Raw genomic sequence first — 16,644 nt, 5'->3', positions numbered from 1 at the left:
TCTCATTTCAATTTAAAATGAACCTAATGCAGAGGTGATCAGTCTCATTTCAATTTAAAATGAAGCTACTCAGTAGGTGATCAGTCTCATTTCAATTTAAAATAGAGCTAATGCAGAGGTGATCAGTCTCATTTCAATTTAAAATGAACCTAATGCAGAGGTGATCAGTCTCATTTCAATTTAAAATGAAGCTAATGCAGAGGTGATCAGTCTCATTTCAATTTAAAATGAACCTAATGCAGAGGTGATCAGTCTCATTTCAATTTAAAATAGAGCTACTCAGTAGGTGATCAGTCTCATTTCAATTTAAAATGAAGCTACTCAGCAGGTGATCAGTCTCATTTTAATTTAAAATGAAGCTTCTCAGTAGGTGATCAGTCTCATTTCAATTTAAAATGAAGCTAATGCAGAGGTGATCTGTCTCATTTCAATTTAAAATGAAGCTAATGCAGAGGTGATCTGTCTCATTTCAATTTAAAATGGAGCTACTCCATAGATGATCTGTCTCATTTCAATTTAAAATGAAGCTACTCCATAGGTGAACAGGCGTAGTAAGAAGTTTAACTATGAGATGAAGTGCCAATACGTAACATAAACGATATCAATATAGTAGCATAACCAGGAAGCGCAGGAAATCCATTGGGTAATTATTGTTTATTTAGCTCTAAAAGAGCTCGTCTTTGATATCTAAGATCATTTATCCACCGCAGAATGAAGGAAAGTACTATCCAAAAGTGGTGGGAACACTCAAAACTCAAATGATCCTCCTACTCACTTTTTTTCATAATTCCCTTTTAAATCAAAATGATATCTCAAAAAATTGTAGCATACTCTATCCAATGATGTTAATATAGTACTAGATTTAAAGTAATATGATTTCACCAATAACTGCGGATTTTAGGTATGAGTGAAAAATTTTTAGAAGAAAACATTAAAGCCGAAGATGCAATCGTGCGCAATGATCTTTCATCAGCTGCAGCTATTTTAATAGAAATTATCAACAATGCCCCCCAAAACTGGCGTGCTTATAATAGTATGGGGATCATTGCATGGTTAAGACGTGCCTGGCAGGATTCCTATACAATGTTCATGCGCTCAGTAACACTTAATCCCGGTTACAGTGATGCGCTCTTAAATCTCTTCGATGCCGCTCTTAAACTTAAAAAGGTACGGCTGGTAATTCCCTATTTCCAAAAAGCGGTAAAACAGGGAAGTATTTCTCCTGAGATAAAGATTATCTATGAAAGTATCATAAAGTTCGGTGAAGATATCTATTACACTCCACGGGCCCTTAAGATAGGAACACATAACGCTCTTTGTGAGGAGGCTCGTAATGAGCTCAATAGTGGGAACTTAAACATGGCTCTTGATAAATTCTCCCGGAGTTTAGAAAAAGAGGGGCCAAATGCAGAGGCTTTCTGTGGCCTGGGAATTATCCATTACTATCAAAAACGTTATAAAGAGGCATACAATTGTTTCTGTGAATCTATTAAGCTTAACCCTGTTGAACACGACACCTATCTTAATCTTATCGATACTGCAAAAGCTTCAGGCATGCAATCAGAAGCCTATGAATTTTTCCAAAGCTATAGAGATAAAATTCCGGGACTTAAATCACTGTCTAAGAATTTTGAATCTATGGTTTTAAAGGAAAATTGACCTTTTACTGTGAAAAAAGGATGCACAAACCTCTTTTTTGATGATAAAGATCAGGGGTCAAAAGCAAATGCCATTACTGTATTTTTGTGCAACCAAAACATGCCATAACTTGAATAGCAGGTGAAGATCACAGAAAAAAGCTGGTATAATCTAATTAGATAAAGAGTTACCGGTAATTAAAAAAAAATACTTAAGTCCATAAATCATAGTACCGATAGAGTATATAGAAATACCCAAAGCTCTTTGCACCTCCCTTGTGTGCTACAGTTCTGCTGATATCTTCCCCAAATTTTGAAGCAGAATACCGAGTTTAAGGGTTTCAGCCAAACGTAAGCGGGCACTTTCAGTGTCCGCTTTTTTTTTACTTCAACTATAAAGATCCTGTATAAGTTTTCTACATCCCTTGGTATGCGGTAAAATATTTTTAGATAACAAAATAAAAACAATGTAAGTTTCAGGTGCGTAATCTGCTTCTATGGTTATGAATAAAGCTTTCCTTATAACTTTTCTTCTCCTTTTATTAAATTTGCCGGCGCAGGCCAAGGTCCGGCATCGGTGTTTTAATGATCAAAGCTGCATTAATAATCATTCCCACATCGATGTACGAAGTTTTGAAAGACGGCTGACTCCATTTTTAACACATCGTGCGATGAGGTCTCCTGCTGACCGTTTTCCTGTAAAGAAGGATCAGATACCTGAGTATGATTATTTACATCTCGCTCGCATTTGGGATCAACTTAGTCCCGAATTTAAATCGCTGTATAAAGCCGCGACCAGCATACCCCCAAATTTTCAGTCTCATATTTCACCCCGTGGGCTCTTTGAAATATTCTATACAACCAGCGGAGCGGATAGTGTATCTGTAACAGATAGTTTCGGCTACGGGTCTGATGAGCACTGGCGTAACAGAACTGATGGTCCAAGCGGTGTACCTGATTACATAGACGAAGTAGCTTTTGCCCTGGATAGTTCCTGGTCAATGATTGTGGAGCGTTTTGGATTCCCTGCTCCTATAGCCTACAGAAGTGACTCTCTTCCCTCCCCACAGTACAAAGTCGTAGTTAGAGAACAAGCTTACGGTCATTATGGTATTACACATGTAAGGGATCAGGCAGGGGAAGGTCTTCCCGGGTTCATGAGCTTTATTGAAATCAACAATGACTGGTCTGATCCATCATGGGCAGAGTATGGATACAATGAAAACCCTTTTGACGCTGTAAGGGTTACCTGTGCGCATGAGCTTTTTCATGCTGTACAATACGCAATGACCTGGGATGTGCAAGGAAATATTTATCTTGACCACTTTCCCGTTTCCTGGATAGAGGGCACCGCGGTTCTCATGGAGGATCTTGCTTTTGGTTATGTTAATGATTACCTGCAATATGCCAACGACTTCTTTTTAAATCCTACTATGCCATTTTTCAGCACTGAAGCCATTTACACTAATTCATTGCTGACGAAATTTCTTTTTGAAAAAGCTGTGGGCGAAAATGTCATTGATTTTATTAAAAATGTTCACACGAGAAATTATGAACAAAAACAGTCCTTTCACCGTAATTTACAGGAAGTATCTTCGCAGTTTACCCGCAACTGGGCTGATATTCTTAATGATTTTCACGCCCACAGTTATTTTACCGGAGATAGAGCTACAGATGGGCGGTTTGTAAGTGATGCTGAACTTATGAGCTCATGGAGCCCCGAATTAATTGATAAAGATCTGATTAGGCAAACAATCTCTCCCTATGCAATGGCAATCACTTCCCTCGAACCACAAGAGCACCATAATGACACCCTGTTTCTTAATGTTAGGGCAGATTTAGACCAACGCCTTAGTCCAGCTTTTCCGCTTTGGAGTGCACGGGTGATTAAAAACACTGAACATGGAAGTGAAATTATTACTGTTCCTAAAGGGAATATTCATACCGCAGATCTCACCATCCCGCAATGGAAAAGTTATGAAAGTGTAGTGCTGGTTGTATCTAATGCTGATTCAACTAATCGTATCGACTTTAGTAACCATTTTGAGATAAATCCTGTTAGTTACGATCAAAATGACACAGCACGTTTGAAAGTTGTTTCCCCTACTACTAACAGTTCTGCCAGTTTTTATTTACATGCAAACGAAAAGTTAAGAGGGCTTCCGGAAATATCGATTCTGGACTCTGCTTTGGAAGATCAACACTCCTATGCTGCTTTATCTGAACAATTTGAAATCTCTTTCCCCCTCATTTGGGCAGAACAGTGTAGTATGGAACTGGAAATAAGAGTAAAACGAGAGTTAGTGGATCCAGTATTTAAATCAGTTGATTTAAATAAATGGAACCATAACGAAAACCAATGGCAGCAGGTAGAATCAACTATAAACGATTTAGATACGGCTTATAGCTGGATTATTGTAATTGACGAGCCGGGTGTTTTTGCTGTACTTAAATCAGAGATGGCAGAGAATAATGAGGATGACAAAACGCCTCGAATTTTTCCAACCAGGGCAAAACTATCTGCTTCAGAAAGAGCGGTCCATATAAGAGGAGAGAGAATTAACGATATTAGAATTTACAGCATGGATGGCGCTCTTGTTGGATCGCTTTCCAGCTTCGGGTCCCGTGCCATTGTTGAGAATTTTAAAGACCATTATCAATGGACTTTAAAGAATGATCATGGGAAAACCATTGTTCCTGGTTTATATTATATTTTTGTGCAATTTAGTGTATCAAATAGCAGTAGCCAGAGGGTTAAACAGAGAGTAATTATAACCCCATAGGTGTTTTTAACTACACTTTTGAGCTGAGAGAATAACAAGAGCCTGTATCCCCTCACCTTTTCCAAAACCGGTAAGTCCCTCTCCTGTTGTAGCGGTGATACCTACACTACTAACCGGTAGTGATAGTAACTGTGCTACAGATTTTTTCATCTCTGAAATATGATCTGAAAGTTTAGGCTTTTTACATTCAATTGATATTGATACATGGTTGATAATAGTGTTTTCTAATGTTTGGAGAGCTTTTTGAAGGTAAACTTTACTATCTTTTATGCCTTCTTTAAGACATAAATCATCACTTACTTTGCCAAGTATATTTACACCGCTAATTCCCGATATAGCATTAGTTATTGCGTGTAAGACAACATCAGCATCACTGTTTCCACTTAGCCCCGGACTTTGTGGGATTTTTATTGCTCCAAGTATGAGGGGTTTGCTTACGTCTTCTGTTTCAAACCGGTGTGAATCCTGACCTATTGAACTTATGTACATTACCGTCTCCGTTTTTTGCCACTATCTCGTCTTTCAACAAGAAACTCTATCGCGAAAGTTCACTTTCTTTTTTTTTATCCTCAGAGACTTTCCTTTTTGCCTCTCTGTGCAATTTTTCCCTAACCTCATTTTCGATTCTCTGCCATTCATGTTTTTCTATCTGTGTTTTTATATCACAATAAACCTGAGCCATGACAATTTTTCTAATTCTCTCGTTTTCTTCCTTTTCGATTTTTTGCCGTAGTTTTGAATCGATTATATCTTTCTTTTTCTTTCCCTTTCTTCGTAGCTCTAATATAATTCCAACCGGAACAAGACCAGATAAAACACCTGCTACAAACATAATCAGCGCAAAATTTAGATCATAATTACTGAATATCCCCTCAATGCTGCTCTGTATATCGTCGGCAAATAATTTTCCATGTAAGCCAATTACAAGCAAAACGGATATAGCAGATGCTGGTATATATTTATTTCTTAATGATTCAGGCATTGTTCACCTCACCCACTTACAAATTTTATGAATTGGTCGCGATGTTTTCAAAACAGACCATTGATGCAAATTTTGTGACAAAATCATTCATCATCATTAGTGTTATACTACTATGATACAGTTATGCAAAGAACTATTCATCCATCTTATTATAATACTTAAATTCTTTTTTTGTAATTTCACTACCCTATCATGTACCAAGTATGCTCTTGGTAATTTAGTACTATAAATCTAACAAAAAAATATGCGATAAGCAAAAAGGAGTCACTAACAAATCTTAACCCTGGTTTCTTAGATCATGAACAAGATCAGCGCGGGCCATTTCGAGAAAATTTACGATTTTTGGTTCCTTGTAATCAGGATAGGTCCAGGAAAAGTATCTGAAAACACCTTTTCTGTAATGAAGAGTCACTTCGCCAAAAATCCCGTCTGAGAGATACAAACGATGATAAAAATCTTTGGTTGAAGCCAGTACCAGTTTATCTCTTGCGATGTATCCGGGGTCGATATTTACCGCTCTGCATTCATTTTTAGCCCATTTAGCTTCAAGCTGGTTCGTAAAAAGTTTTATTGAAGGGAGTTGATCTCTATCAATTGGAGTCGAAAAGGTGGTATAATATTTTAGCAGGTCTTTTCCCATTTCCTGTTCATAGTAGTGAGACCACTCAAAATCAACGGGACCCAAAAAACGGTCCTGCTGTCCAAATTCCTCACAGATTTCCTGAAGTATTTCTTTTAAATTCATTCGCTTATGATACATGATACCCATAAACAATTTAACGTTCAATGGTTTTTGAATACTTCCCATATCTCACCCTATCACATTTAATACTGGTAGTTCCACAGGCACAATACGTTTGTACCAGTTCTTTGTATATGTAAGCCAGATAACTGCCTGAAATTTTTTAATCAAATATATCTAAATTCAAATACGAAATTCAGGTTCAATGATTATTTTTTTGATTATTTTAGAGTTATTTCAACTCCAGGGCCATTACTCTTGACTAAGCCAGCTGTCCCTTAGTACTTTAAACTTCTTCATTACTTCATTTTGTTGTTTAAATAGCGGGTTAAGTCTAAGGAGATACCCACCCCAAAGCAGAACAGGAGCTTCTCTTTGTTTAAGAAATATAGTTTCAAAGGCGGTATCCACCCACCACACAATAAAAAACAGACCGAAAGCCTTACAATAGAGGAATTCGCGGCACCGGATAAAGTGATTATCCCTCTTTCCCAGCATATTGGCGCACCAGCAAAAGCTGTGGTTAAACGCGGTGACAGAGTATGTATCGGGCAAACAATCGGGGATGCTGGCGGATTTGTATCCGCCCCTGTTCACTCATCGGTATCCGGGACAGTGAAATCAGTAGGTATGTTTCCACATCCTACGGGCAAGCAAACTATGGCCGTTGAAATCGAAAACGATGGCACAGATGAGTTTGCACCTTTAGAAAGCTTTGAGAAACCATGGAAAGAAGCTGCTCCGGGCGAACTAATCCAAAAAATTAATAACTGCGGAATCGTTGGTATGGGTGGAGCAACCTTCCCCACTCATGTTAAATTATCTCCACCAAGCAACAAACCTATAGACACCTTGATTATAAATGGTGCTGAATGTGAGCCATACCTCACTGCTGATCATAGACTTATGCTCGAGCGTACGGAAGGACTTTTAACCGGCGCCCTCATCACCAGAAAGATTCTGGGAGCAAAGAGGTGTACAATAGCGATTGAGGACAATAAGGCAGATGCCATCGCTGCTATTTCCCAAAAGCTCTCGGATCCCAAATTTAAGGACTTATCTGTTGGAGTCCTTAAATCAAAATATCCCCAGGGCGGTGAAAAACAATTAATTAACGCGGTAACTTCCAGAGAAGTTCCCTCGGGCGGACTACCTATGGACATTGGTTGTGTAGTAGAAAATGTCAGCACGGCGCTTGCAATTTATGATGCCATAATTGATGGTAAGCCGCTTTATCAAAGAGTAGTTACGATCACAGGGCCTCTAACGCGTACGCCCAAAAATCTGCTGGTTCGAATCGGTACCCCTGTAATGAACATACTTCAGGCCTGTGATGTGGATTTTTCCATGCTTAAAAAGGTGGTTACCGGGGGCCCTATGATGGGTATCGCTTTATCTACGCTTGATGTTCCGGTGATTAAATCTACTTCTGGACTTCTTACTCTTGACGAAAAAACCCCCGGAATCAGAGAATATCCCTGTATTAATTGTGGAAAGTGTGTAAAAATATGTCCTATGAAACTAATACCATCACGAATTTGTAAATATGCAGAAAAAGGGAAATTAGATGATGCTGCTGAGTGGAATCTAATGGACTGCATGGAATGTGGCTCATGTACCTATACTTGTCCTTCAAAGATTAACCTGGTTCATTATATAAGGCTTGGTAAATACCAAATACAGGCAAAACGTGCAGCTCAAAACACAGAGCAGAAAAAATAAGCTTACATACAGAGGATTACAATCTCTATGACAACTGTACCTAAAACAACTACTTCAAATCAAAACCAGCAGTCCATTTCACCGCAGGTGGATGAAAAGATGCTGCTACACCTCTCTACTTCTCCCCATATCCGACAGCCTATGGCGGTGCCTGAGATCATGAAGTGGGTTATTTTGGCACTTATGCCGGCATTTGTTTCATCGGTGATATTTTTTGGCTGGCGTTCTATCATGCTTACGGTTGTAAGTGTTGGAAGTGCTGTTGGAACAGAGTGGTTTATAAACAAATATTTCAAACGTCCATGTACTATAAAAGATTACAGTGCTGTTTTAACCGGCCTTCTTCTGGCTTTAAATTTTCCTGCCACACTTCCCTGGTGGACAGCGGTAATCGGTTCGGTTTTCGCCATTGCATTGGCAAAACTTGCGTTTGGTGGCCTTGGAAGCAACTTTATCAATCCCGCACTTGCCGGAAGAGCGTTTTTGGTGGCAAGCTACCCGGCTGCAATGACCAATTTTAACGCCCCTTTCTTTGGTTCAATAAGTGGTATAGATGGGGTAAGTGGAGCAACGCCGCTTAGCAATATCAAGGATGCATTTCTTGCAGGCAACTTTGATCCACAACTTTTTAGTTCCGCTCTTAGAAGTTTATCAATAGGTAATGTAGGTGGTTGTATTGGAGAAACTTCCGCAATAGCCCTTCTTTTGGGCGGCCTAATCCTTGTTTGGAAAAGAATTATCGATATCAGAATTCCACTTAGCTATATCGGTACAGTATTTATTCTTTTTTGGCTCTCAAATGGTTCTGGATCTTTCTTTAATTCAGCATCTTTAATCACTCCCACCTATCATGTTCTTGCTGGAGGGCTGTTACTGGGAGCCATCTTTATGGCAACTGATATGGTTACATCACCCATTACTCCAAAAGGTCGAATCATTTTTGGTATTGGTTGTGGTGTTCTTACTTTTACAATCAGGAAATTTGGCGGTTATCCTGAAGGTGTTACCTATTCTATTCTTTTAATGAATTTAATTGTACCTCTTATCGACAGGTACACCAGACCAAAAATCTATGGCGAGGTGATGAAACGTGACTGACGTAATTAAACTTGCATTGGCTCTTATGGCTATATCGCTTGTTGCTGGTTTGGCTATTGGAATAACTAATCATAGTACAAGAGAACAAATAGCGTATCAAAATGAACTTATTCAAAAACAATCACTGCAAGCTGTTTTTCCTGAGGGTATTACTATAAAGGAAAAATCAGGAGAGGGAATTTTACCTTCAAAGTACTGGGTAGGTGTTTGTGATGATGGTGAAGTTTTGAATTATGCTTTTGAAGTTAGCAGAATGGGTTACTCTGGCGATATTAAATATATGGTAGGTGTTGATCCTGAAGGAACAATCACCGGGATGACCATTCTTGAACAACAGGAAACCCCGGGGCTGGGTTCAAGGGTCGAAGAGGTGGCTTCTTCTGAATATATCTGGACATTTCTTTTCAGCTCATCAGAAGAAAATGAACCATGGTTTACTGAACAGTTCAAAGGACTCTCAGCTCTTTTGCCAATCACTATAAACAATTCATCGGGTGAATGGCATAACCTCGACCAGGATAAGCGAAATGAGCTCAAAGAAAACAATAGTGTAACCGCAATCACTGGTTCTACAATCTCTACCAATGCAGTAGTCAGTGGAGTGGAGGAAAAAGTAAAAAGTTATGTCAAAGCATTGAAAGGGACTGAGTAAATATGTTTTCTGAAGAAATAAAACGTGGAGTGGTTAAAGAGAACCCTATACTCATACTTGCTCTTGGATTATGTCCGGCTCTGGCTGTCAGCACTTCTGTGCAAAATGGGTTTGGAATGGGAATGGCCGCTACTTTTGTGCTCCTTTGCTCCAATATAATTATTTCACTTATTAAGGGATGGATACCGGCTAAGGTCAGAATTCCATGCTTTATAGTAGTAATTGCCACTTTTGTTTCTATTTTGCAGCTTATTTTACAGGCCCACTTCCCCACTCTTAACCGTGAATTAGGAATCTTTATTCCCCTTATTGTGGTAAACTGTGTTATTTTGGGGCGCGCTGAGGCTTTCGCGTCCAAAAACAATCCTTTTCGTTCGGTAATTGATGGTTTGGTGATGGGGCTTGGTTTTACATTCGCACTAAGCATCCTGAGCTTGTTCAGAGAAGTTCTTGGCAGTAATCAAATTTGGGGACTTTTGGTGATTCCAGGGTTCGAGCCTATGGCGGCGTTTGTACTCGCTCCGGGAGGATTTTTTGCCATTGCACTGGTAATGGGTTTAATCACCTATCTCCGTGACAAGAAAGAAGGTACTCGTCCATGAATGGTTTAATAAACATTTTACAGATTTCTATAGCAGCGGTTCTCGTTCAGAACCTGGTTTTAGCACGTTTTCTTGGCTTGTGCCCCTTTCTGGGAGTGTCAAAAAAGCTCTCAAGTGCCACCGGTATGGGAATGGCAGTTATATTTGTGATGACAGTAGCATCTATGTTTACATGGGTTATTCATAACTACATCCTTATACCCATGGATGTTGCTTATTTGCAGACAATTGTATTTATTCTGGTCATAGCATCTCTTGTACAGTTGCTTGAGATGTCGCTGCAGAAATTCTCACCCGCACTATACGAGGCTCTGGGTATTTTCCTTCCCCTTATTACAACAAACTGTGCTATCTTAGGGGTAGCGGTGTTGAACACCGGAATTAATGAATTTACCGGTAATTCTTTCACCTTTATTGAGAGCCTTGTCAATGGTATTGCTTCCGGTGTGGGTTTCACTCTTGCGCTGGTATTAATGGCAGGGGTCAGGGAAAAACTTGAGTTGGCCAATACTCCAAAGGCTCTTGAAGGTCTTCCAGCGGCTTTTCTTGTTGGTGGTTTGATGGCACTTGCATTCCTTGGATTTTCAGGCCTTAACTTCTTTGCATCCGTCGGAGGATAAAAGTGGAAATTTTGCTTTCGGTTATAATTGTCGGCTCTGTTGGCTTATTCTTTGGCCTTGGTCTTGGAATAGCATCCAAAAAATTACATGTCTTCGTTGATCCCCGTATCTCAAAACTTCAGGATATCCTTCCTGGAGCAAATTGTGGCGCTTGTGGGTATCCTGGATGCGCCGGTTTTGCTAAAGCATTGGTTGAGGGAAAAGCAAAGACAACAGGATGTATTCCAGGTGGTTCTAAAACGGTTCATGAAATAGCGGACATACTCGGTATTAATGCAGACGATTCCAATGAACCAAAAATCGCCGCGATACATTGTAAAGGTGGCAAAAAAGAAGCACTGGAAAGAGCGCGGTATGACGGTATAGAAGATTGTCATGCTGCTACTTTGGTTGGTAATGGCTCAAAAGTCTGCCCTGATGGGTGCCTGGGTCTTGGAAGTTGTGTACGGGCATGCCCTTTTGGAGCAATACACGTTAACGAAAACGGGGTCGCTGTAGTTAATCCGGATAAATGTACCGGGTGTGAAAAATGTGTCGCATCATGCCCACGCAAAATAATTTCTATGATTCCCAAAGTTCATAAAATCTTTCTTGCATGCGCTAATCATGAACGCGGTGGAAAGGTAAAAAAATATTGCTCAGTTGGATGTACAGCCTGTACATTATGTGTAAAAGCAACACCTTCCAGGGCAATTTCAATGCAAAACAACTTACCGGTTCTTGATTACACCAAAGAAGAAAATTTCATTCCCGCGGTAAATAAATGCCCGTCCAACTGCTTTACCGATCTGGTTAAGGTACGGCCAAAAGCAAATATTGATACAAAATGTGATGGATGTGGTGTCTGTGTTGATGCGTGCCCTGTTAAAGGTGCAATACAGGGAGAGCCAGGAAAACGCCATGTGGTCAATAAGGAAAAATGCATTGGATGTGGATTATGTCTCAATAAGTGCCATGCTCACGCAATTGCTCTGTGGGGTGGGCTCGGTTATGACTCAGGAGATAAAAGCAGAAGACAAAGATCGTCTTCAATAAATGCATAAATGTATAAATGAATTTTTAAGGTAAAGGTAAGGATATATCCATTTCACCAATAATCCTTACTTTATCTTTTTTCTTTTACCCAATACTCTAAACACTTACTAAGCCATACGCTCCTCGTTTTTTCAAAAAACTCCCAATAAAAGCATATTTAAAGCTGTGATATTCAATACTCGATTGGCTAAATTCATTGCCTGAACGTATTTTATAACACTATATATTTATAATAACTTTAGCAAACCCTTGTGTGGAGGATGTTTTCAAATGGCGGTAAAATCCCCAAACCTCATGAGTACTATTGTGAATCTGTGCAAACGAAGAGGATTTATTTTCCAATCCAGTGAGATATATGGTGGTCTCAACAGTTGCTGGGATTACGGTCCTCTTGGAGTTGAACTCAAAAGAAATGTAAAAGAGTCATGGTGGCGTTCTATGGTGACCCATCGCCGAAATATCGTAGGCCTGGATTCCTCAATACTCATGCATCCAAAAATCTGGGAAGCATCCGGTCACTTATCTGGTTTTTCTGATCCACTTGTTGATTGTAAAAAATGTAAGGAAAGATTCAGAGCAGACCATCTTGAAAGCCTCGAAAAGTGCCCTAAATGTAGTGGAGAATTAACGGATATAAGAAAATTTAACCTTATGTTCAAAACGTTTATGGGACCTGTTGAAGATAATACCTCAACTGTTTATCTACGACCAGAAACTGCTCAGGGTATATTTGTTAATTTTCTGAACGTACAACAATCCGCAAGACTTAAACCACCATTTGGAATTGCACAGATTGGTAAAAGTTTTCGCAATGAGATTACTCCGGGAAATTTTATCTACCGAACCCGTGAATTTGAGCAAATGGAAATGGAATTTTTTGTACCACCAGAAGAAGACCAGAAATGGTATGAGTACTGGAGTCAGGCACGTTTTCAGTGGTACATAGACCATGGTATTAAACGTGAGAATCTAAGGCTTCGGGATCACGAAAGTGATGAACTTGCCCATTACGCGAAAGCGTGTGTGGATGTAGAGTTCTTATTTCCTTTTGGGTGGAGTGAGCTGGAAGGTATTGCAAACAGAACTGATTATGATTTAAAACAGCATTCAGAGTTTAGTGGAAAGAGTTTGGCTTATTTTGATGAAGAGTCAAAACAACACTATTTTCCATATGTTATAGAACCCGCTGCTGGTGCAGACAGAACAACGCTTGCATTTCTGGTTGATGCTTATGACGTGGAAGGTGAAGGTAAAAATAAACGCACCATCCTTCGTCTTCATCCATCACTTTCTCCGATCAAGGCAGCAGTATTACCACTGGTGAAAAGGGATGGTATGCCGGAGATGGCAGAGAAGATTTATGATGAACTATTAGATGATTCAATCAAATCGTTTTATGACCATAGTTCATCAATCGGAAGACGCTATGCTCGTCAGGATGAAATCGGAACACCGTATTGCATCACAGTTGACAGCCAAAGCCTTGAAGACCAGACTGTAACACTCCGAGAACGTGACAGCCGTGAGCAATACAGAATAGCTGCGAGTTCCGTATCTGAAATTTTAAAACAGAAAATGAAAGATGCATTAAAATGAAAATCGGCGTGAATGTACTTATGGGGGGACCTTCTGCAGAACATGAGGTCTCCTTACGTTCTGGAAGAGAGATTCTGTACAATCTTAGTAAAGATAAGTACAACATAAGGGCAGTTGTCGTAACCAAAGAGAAAGACTTTTATTTTTGCGAAATAGACCATAGTGTTCATGATCTGGATTCTCTCTCTTCACCAAATGACTCTCCTCTCTTTAATGGCCCTTATAAAGCTAACTGTTGTGAAGAGCTGTGGAAATCATGTGACGTAACACTCCTGGCGCTACATGGAACATTTGGAGAAGATGGTACTGTGCAGGGGTTTTTGGAAACCATAGGTATTCCTTATACCGGTTCAGGGGTATATGCAAGCGCGGTAGCAATGAACAAAATCACTTCAAAGTTCATTTATGAAAAGGGGGGCCTTACTGTTCCCCCTTACTCGATATTTGGAAAAAACAACCCCGATGTAACAGTTGACCAACTTATTGAAAACCATGGCCTCCCCTGCTACGTTAAATGTCCTCAATCCGGATCCAGCCGTTTGATGGGGTGTGCCAACGATAAGAAATCGTTGCTTAAACTTTTAGGTGAACTTCTGGAAGACTCCGATGATATACTGGTTGAAGCCGCTGTTGATGGAATTGAATTCTCCTGTGGTGTAGTAGAGAACCCCGATGGTACCATTGAGGCTCTTCCACCTGTTGAGATCCGACCAGTAAACTCTACATTTTTTGATTACCATGCTAAATACAGTGATGGTGCATCTCTTGAACTGGTGCCGGCTCCCCGAGCTGAGGAGTTACTTGATGAAATTAAGAGAGTTTCATTAAAAGCTCATAATTTACTCAACTGCAGTGGTTATTCAAGAACTGATATGATCTACGCGGATTCAAAACTTTATGTGCTTGAAACGAATACTCTTCCCGGAATGACCTCCAACTCCCTGCTTCCCAAAGCCTATAAAGCAGCAGGAGGGACCTACAATAAGTTACTTGATATAATGATTCAGTCTGCTTTGTCCAAAGGAGATACGAAGGGGAAATGAGCGTAATTCTTGGAATAGACACTTCATCAACGGATCTTGGTATTGGATTGCATAAAGATGGTAAACCTTTGGCATCTGTTTCGAGGTTTGTTCGTAATTCACATGCAGAACATATAACCGAAGCGGTAAAAATGCTTCTGAAACTAAATTCTGTTGATCCTAGTGAAGTCACTCATGTAGCTATTCCTGTTGGTCCGGGGTCATTTACCGGACTTCGTATAGGTATTGCCTTTGTAAAAGGATTTTGCGCCAGTAACAACAGAAAAGTTCTCCCGCTTTCAACTCTCAATGTGATGGCTGCTTCATTTAAAACTCCTGTGGAGACCAGGATTTTTTCTGCTATAGACGCAAGAAACGATGAAATATATTGGGCATCTTTCAGTATTAAAGATGGTAAAATGTTACGTTTGAGTGATGATAAGATCAGTGGAATTGATGAATTACTTGAAACCTCAACCCCCGATGATATTATAATTACAGATAAAATGGGATTTTCTCGTAGTACCATTTTCAAAGCTCTTGAAAATAAAAGAAACACTCTGGCCGTTGAAAATGATCCTGTTCACCGTGGCTTTGTAACTTCAGCCATTGCAAGTTCTTTTTTAGATGATAGCAGCCTTTGGTGTGATGCTTTTGAGCTGAAACCAAACTATCTACGTCTTTCTTATGCACAAAAGAAAGCAAGCTGATGCTTAACCTGTTTTTTTCATTCGATTTTCTCTTCCCTGCTGTGCTGACACTCACAGTAGCAGTAGTAATTCTTAGCATTTTTTACCGTCGCTACCCTCTTCACCTCATTTATAAAAGCAAGCTAGGGTTGGAGAGTATGCTTGATGCGGTGAATGATCCTTTGGCTGTTATCTCAAGTGATTACACAGTTAAGCGAATCAATAAAGCATATGCGCTACTTATTGGCCAACCTATCAAGCAATCAATCGGGCAAAAATGTTATAAACTATTAAGGAACCGTTCAGATATTTGTGAAGACTGCCATTTAAAAGAAACTCTTTCTACTCAAAAAAGTTACTTTGTTGAGCATTCAGTCCATCCCGATGGCCACGGGGCTGTTTCTATTAATTTTTCTACATACGCAATTCCCTATGAGAGAAAAACCGAATTCTGTGTAATCGAACATATAAGAGACATCACCACTCTTGAACAACTCAAACTCGACCTTGAGAAAAAAAACCACTCGCTTGCTAATACCACCAAAAGGCTGGAAGCAGCGCAAGAAAACATTCACGATGAACTTAAGCTTGCCCGAAGAATTCAGCAAGGTCTTTTACCACCTGAAATACCTTCATCAAAATCACTAAAGCTTGATGTCGTATGCCAACCTATTTCAGAGGTAGGAGGCGATTTCTACGACTTCGTTACTATTTCTGAAGATAAATTTGGTATCTTCATAGGGGACGCGTCCGGACACGGTTTGTCCTCATCATTGATTGGTGCTATAGCCAAAACATCTCTTGACCATCACAGCAAATCAAAAATCGATACATCAGAGCTCCTATTACGAATGAATGCTGACCTTTGCAGATGCATTCATACCAGTCATTACTTAACCTGTTTCTGGTGTATTTTTGATTTTAAAAAAAATATTGTAGAATTTAGCAGAGCTGGTCACCCAATACCAGTTGTAATAAGAAAAGATGGAACTTTTGAAAAACTTAAATGTTCCGGACCGTTCCTTGGTATTCTTGATGAACCGTTTCTTGATAAAAACTACTTTGAGTTTAAAAAAGGTGACCGCTTTTATTTTTTCACCGATGGTATTTATGATGTCTTTGAACGACAAGATCGAAAACTTAATGTTTTTGGGTATGACCGTTTTACTGAACTTATTACCGAAATTTCATCAACACCTTTTGAAGGGGTTATAGGCTCTATAGAAAATAGCTTATCTGAATATTCACTTGAAGACGACTATACACTCATTGTCGCTGAGATTTGCGCGTAAGGATTTTTTAAACCAATGAACATTGTTTATTTCCTATCTTTATTTTTGATCCTTTTGGGTTTTTCTTTTTCTGCTAACTCCAATACTTATCTGCAAACAGCAGACGCACAAGATACACAGCAAACAGTAGATACACAGCAAACAGTAGATACACAGCAAACAGTAGATACAC

Annotated in this window: 15 protein-coding genes; 12 read left to right on the top strand and 3 right to left on the bottom strand. The window is 39.5% G+C overall.

Features of this window, described 5'->3' with window-relative positions:
- Positions 1–903: 903 nt before the first annotated feature.
- Together QA601_18100 and QA601_18095 are read left to right on the top strand one after the other, a co-directional pair.
- The gene (locus QA601_18100; GenBank protein MDG5817015.1) at positions 904–1,659 is read left to right on the top strand and encodes a tetratricopeptide repeat protein; all 756 of its coding nucleotides are present in this window, start codon (positions 904–906) and stop codon (positions 1,657–1,659) included.
- A 475-nt stretch (positions 1,660–2,134) separates the two neighbouring features.
- Complete coding sequence (locus QA601_18095; protein ID MDG5817014.1) at positions 2,135–4,420, top strand: hypothetical protein; 2,286 nt, start codon at positions 2,135–2,137, stop codon at positions 4,418–4,420.
- Between the two features lie 6 nt (positions 4,421–4,426).
- Here QA601_18095 and ispF read toward each other — a convergent pair whose 3' ends face one another.
- The 3 genes from ispF to QA601_18080 form a co-directional block, all read right to left on the bottom strand.
- Positions 4,427–4,909 (bottom strand): 2-C-methyl-D-erythritol 2,4-cyclodiphosphate synthase, encoded by a 483-nt coding sequence (ispF, locus tag QA601_18090; GenBank protein MDG5817013.1) that lies wholly within the window; start codon positions 4,907–4,909, stop codon positions 4,427–4,429.
- A 46-nt stretch (positions 4,910–4,955) separates the two neighbouring features.
- On the bottom strand, positions 4,956–5,402 hold the full coding sequence (locus tag QA601_18085; GenBank protein MDG5817012.1) for a hypothetical protein: 447 nt from the start codon (positions 5,400–5,402) through the stop codon (positions 4,956–4,958).
- A gap of 277 nt (positions 5,403–5,679) precedes the next feature.
- On the bottom strand, positions 5,680–6,210 hold the full coding sequence (locus QA601_18080) for a DUF4416 family protein (GenBank protein MDG5817011.1): 531 nt from the start codon (positions 6,208–6,210) through the stop codon (positions 5,680–5,682).
- A 309-nt stretch (positions 6,211–6,519) separates the two neighbouring features.
- Here QA601_18080 and rsxC point away from each other — a divergent pair, with 309 nt between their 5' ends.
- The 10 genes from rsxC (at position 6,520) to QA601_18030 (ending at position 16,472) form a co-directional block, all read left to right on the top strand.
- Positions 6,520–7,866, top strand: a complete 1,347-nt coding sequence (gene rsxC, locus QA601_18075) for an electron transport complex subunit RsxC (protein MDG5817010.1) — start codon at positions 6,520–6,522, stop codon at positions 7,864–7,866.
- Between the two features lie 27 nt (positions 7,867–7,893).
- Positions 7,894–8,964, top strand: coding sequence for an RnfABCDGE type electron transport complex subunit D (locus QA601_18070; GenBank protein ID MDG5817009.1), 1,071 nt, complete (start codon positions 7,894–7,896; stop codon positions 8,962–8,964).
- Entirely contained in the window at positions 8,957–9,616 is a 660-nt protein-coding gene (locus tag QA601_18065) for an FMN-binding protein (GenBank protein MDG5817008.1), read from the top strand. Before QA601_18070 ends, QA601_18065 begins: the two co-directional genes overlap by 8 nt.
- Before the next feature lie 2 nt (positions 9,617–9,618).
- Positions 9,619–10,218 (top strand): electron transport complex subunit E, encoded by a 600-nt coding sequence (locus QA601_18060; GenBank protein MDG5817007.1) that lies wholly within the window; start codon positions 9,619–9,621, stop codon positions 10,216–10,218.
- Positions 10,215–10,838 (top strand): RnfABCDGE type electron transport complex subunit A, encoded by a 624-nt coding sequence (locus QA601_18055; protein MDG5817006.1) that lies wholly within the window; start codon positions 10,215–10,217, stop codon positions 10,836–10,838. The genes QA601_18060 and QA601_18055 overlap by 4 nt, the downstream gene beginning before the upstream one ends.
- A gap of 2 nt (positions 10,839–10,840) precedes the next feature.
- Positions 10,841–11,881 (top strand): RnfABCDGE type electron transport complex subunit B, encoded by a 1,041-nt coding sequence (locus QA601_18050; protein ID MDG5817005.1) that lies wholly within the window; start codon positions 10,841–10,843, stop codon positions 11,879–11,881.
- 262 nt (positions 11,882–12,143) lie between these two features.
- The gene (locus tag QA601_18045; GenBank protein ID MDG5817004.1) at positions 12,144–13,469 is read left to right on the top strand and encodes a glycine--tRNA ligase; all 1,326 of its coding nucleotides are present in this window, start codon (positions 12,144–12,146) and stop codon (positions 13,467–13,469) included.
- Entirely contained in the window at positions 13,466–14,512 is a 1,047-nt protein-coding gene (locus tag QA601_18040) for a D-alanine--D-alanine ligase (GenBank protein MDG5817003.1), read from the top strand. The genes QA601_18045 and QA601_18040 overlap by 4 nt, the downstream gene beginning before the upstream one ends.
- Positions 14,509–15,201, top strand: coding sequence for a tRNA (adenosine(37)-N6)-threonylcarbamoyltransferase complex dimerization subunit type 1 TsaB (gene tsaB / locus QA601_18035; GenBank protein MDG5817002.1), 693 nt, complete (start codon positions 14,509–14,511; stop codon positions 15,199–15,201). Before QA601_18040 ends, tsaB begins: the two co-directional genes overlap by 4 nt.
- Complete coding sequence (locus QA601_18030; protein ID MDG5817001.1) at positions 15,201–16,472, top strand: SpoIIE family protein phosphatase; 1,272 nt, start codon at positions 15,201–15,203, stop codon at positions 16,470–16,472. Before tsaB ends, QA601_18030 begins: the two co-directional genes overlap by 1 nt.
- The last annotated feature ends 172 nt before the right edge of the window (positions 16,473–16,644 follow it).

The sequence above is a fragment of the Chitinispirillales bacterium ANBcel5 genome, from assembly GCA_029688955.1.
In the GTDB taxonomy this organism is placed as follows: domain Bacteria; phylum Fibrobacterota; class Chitinivibrionia; order Chitinivibrionales; family Chitinispirillaceae; genus Cellulosispirillum; species Cellulosispirillum alkaliphilum.
The sequence above is the reverse complement of the archived record's forward strand: the minus strand, read 5'-3'. Positions and strand labels throughout refer to the sequence as shown.

What these genes read in the sequence shown, in the direction of transcription:
- QA601_18100 (MDG5817015.1), top strand. Translation starts at nt 904, where the DNA reads ATGAGTGAAAAATTTTTAGAAGAAAACATTAAAGCCGAAGATGCAATC.
- QA601_18095 (MDG5817014.1), top strand. Translation starts at nt 2,135, where the DNA reads ATGGTTATGAATAAAGCTTTCCTTATAACTTTTCTTCTCCTTTTATTA.
- ispF (MDG5817013.1), bottom strand. Translation starts at nt 4,909, where the DNA reads ATGTACATAAGTTCAATAGGTCAGGATTCACACCGGTTTGAAACAGAA.
- QA601_18085 (MDG5817012.1), bottom strand. Translation starts at nt 5,402, where the DNA reads ATGCCTGAATCATTAAGAAATAAATATATACCAGCATCTGCTATATCC.
- QA601_18080 (MDG5817011.1), bottom strand. Translation starts at nt 6,210, where the DNA reads ATGGGAAGTATTCAAAAACCATTGAACGTTAAATTGTTTATGGGTATC.
- QA601_18070 (MDG5817009.1), top strand. Translation starts at nt 7,894, where the DNA reads ATGACAACTGTACCTAAAACAACTACTTCAAATCAAAACCAGCAGTCC.
- QA601_18060 (MDG5817007.1), top strand. Translation starts at nt 9,619, where the DNA reads ATGTTTTCTGAAGAAATAAAACGTGGAGTGGTTAAAGAGAACCCTATA.
- QA601_18055 (MDG5817006.1), top strand. Translation starts at nt 10,215, where the DNA reads ATGAATGGTTTAATAAACATTTTACAGATTTCTATAGCAGCGGTTCTC.
- QA601_18045 (MDG5817004.1), top strand. Translation starts at nt 12,144, where the DNA reads ATGGCGGTAAAATCCCCAAACCTCATGAGTACTATTGTGAATCTGTGC.
- QA601_18040 (MDG5817003.1), top strand. Translation starts at nt 13,466, where the DNA reads ATGAAAATCGGCGTGAATGTACTTATGGGGGGACCTTCTGCAGAACAT.
- tsaB (MDG5817002.1), top strand. Translation starts at nt 14,509, where the DNA reads ATGAGCGTAATTCTTGGAATAGACACTTCATCAACGGATCTTGGTATT.
- QA601_18030 (MDG5817001.1), top strand. Translation starts at nt 15,201, where the DNA reads ATGCTTAACCTGTTTTTTTCATTCGATTTTCTCTTCCCTGCTGTGCTG.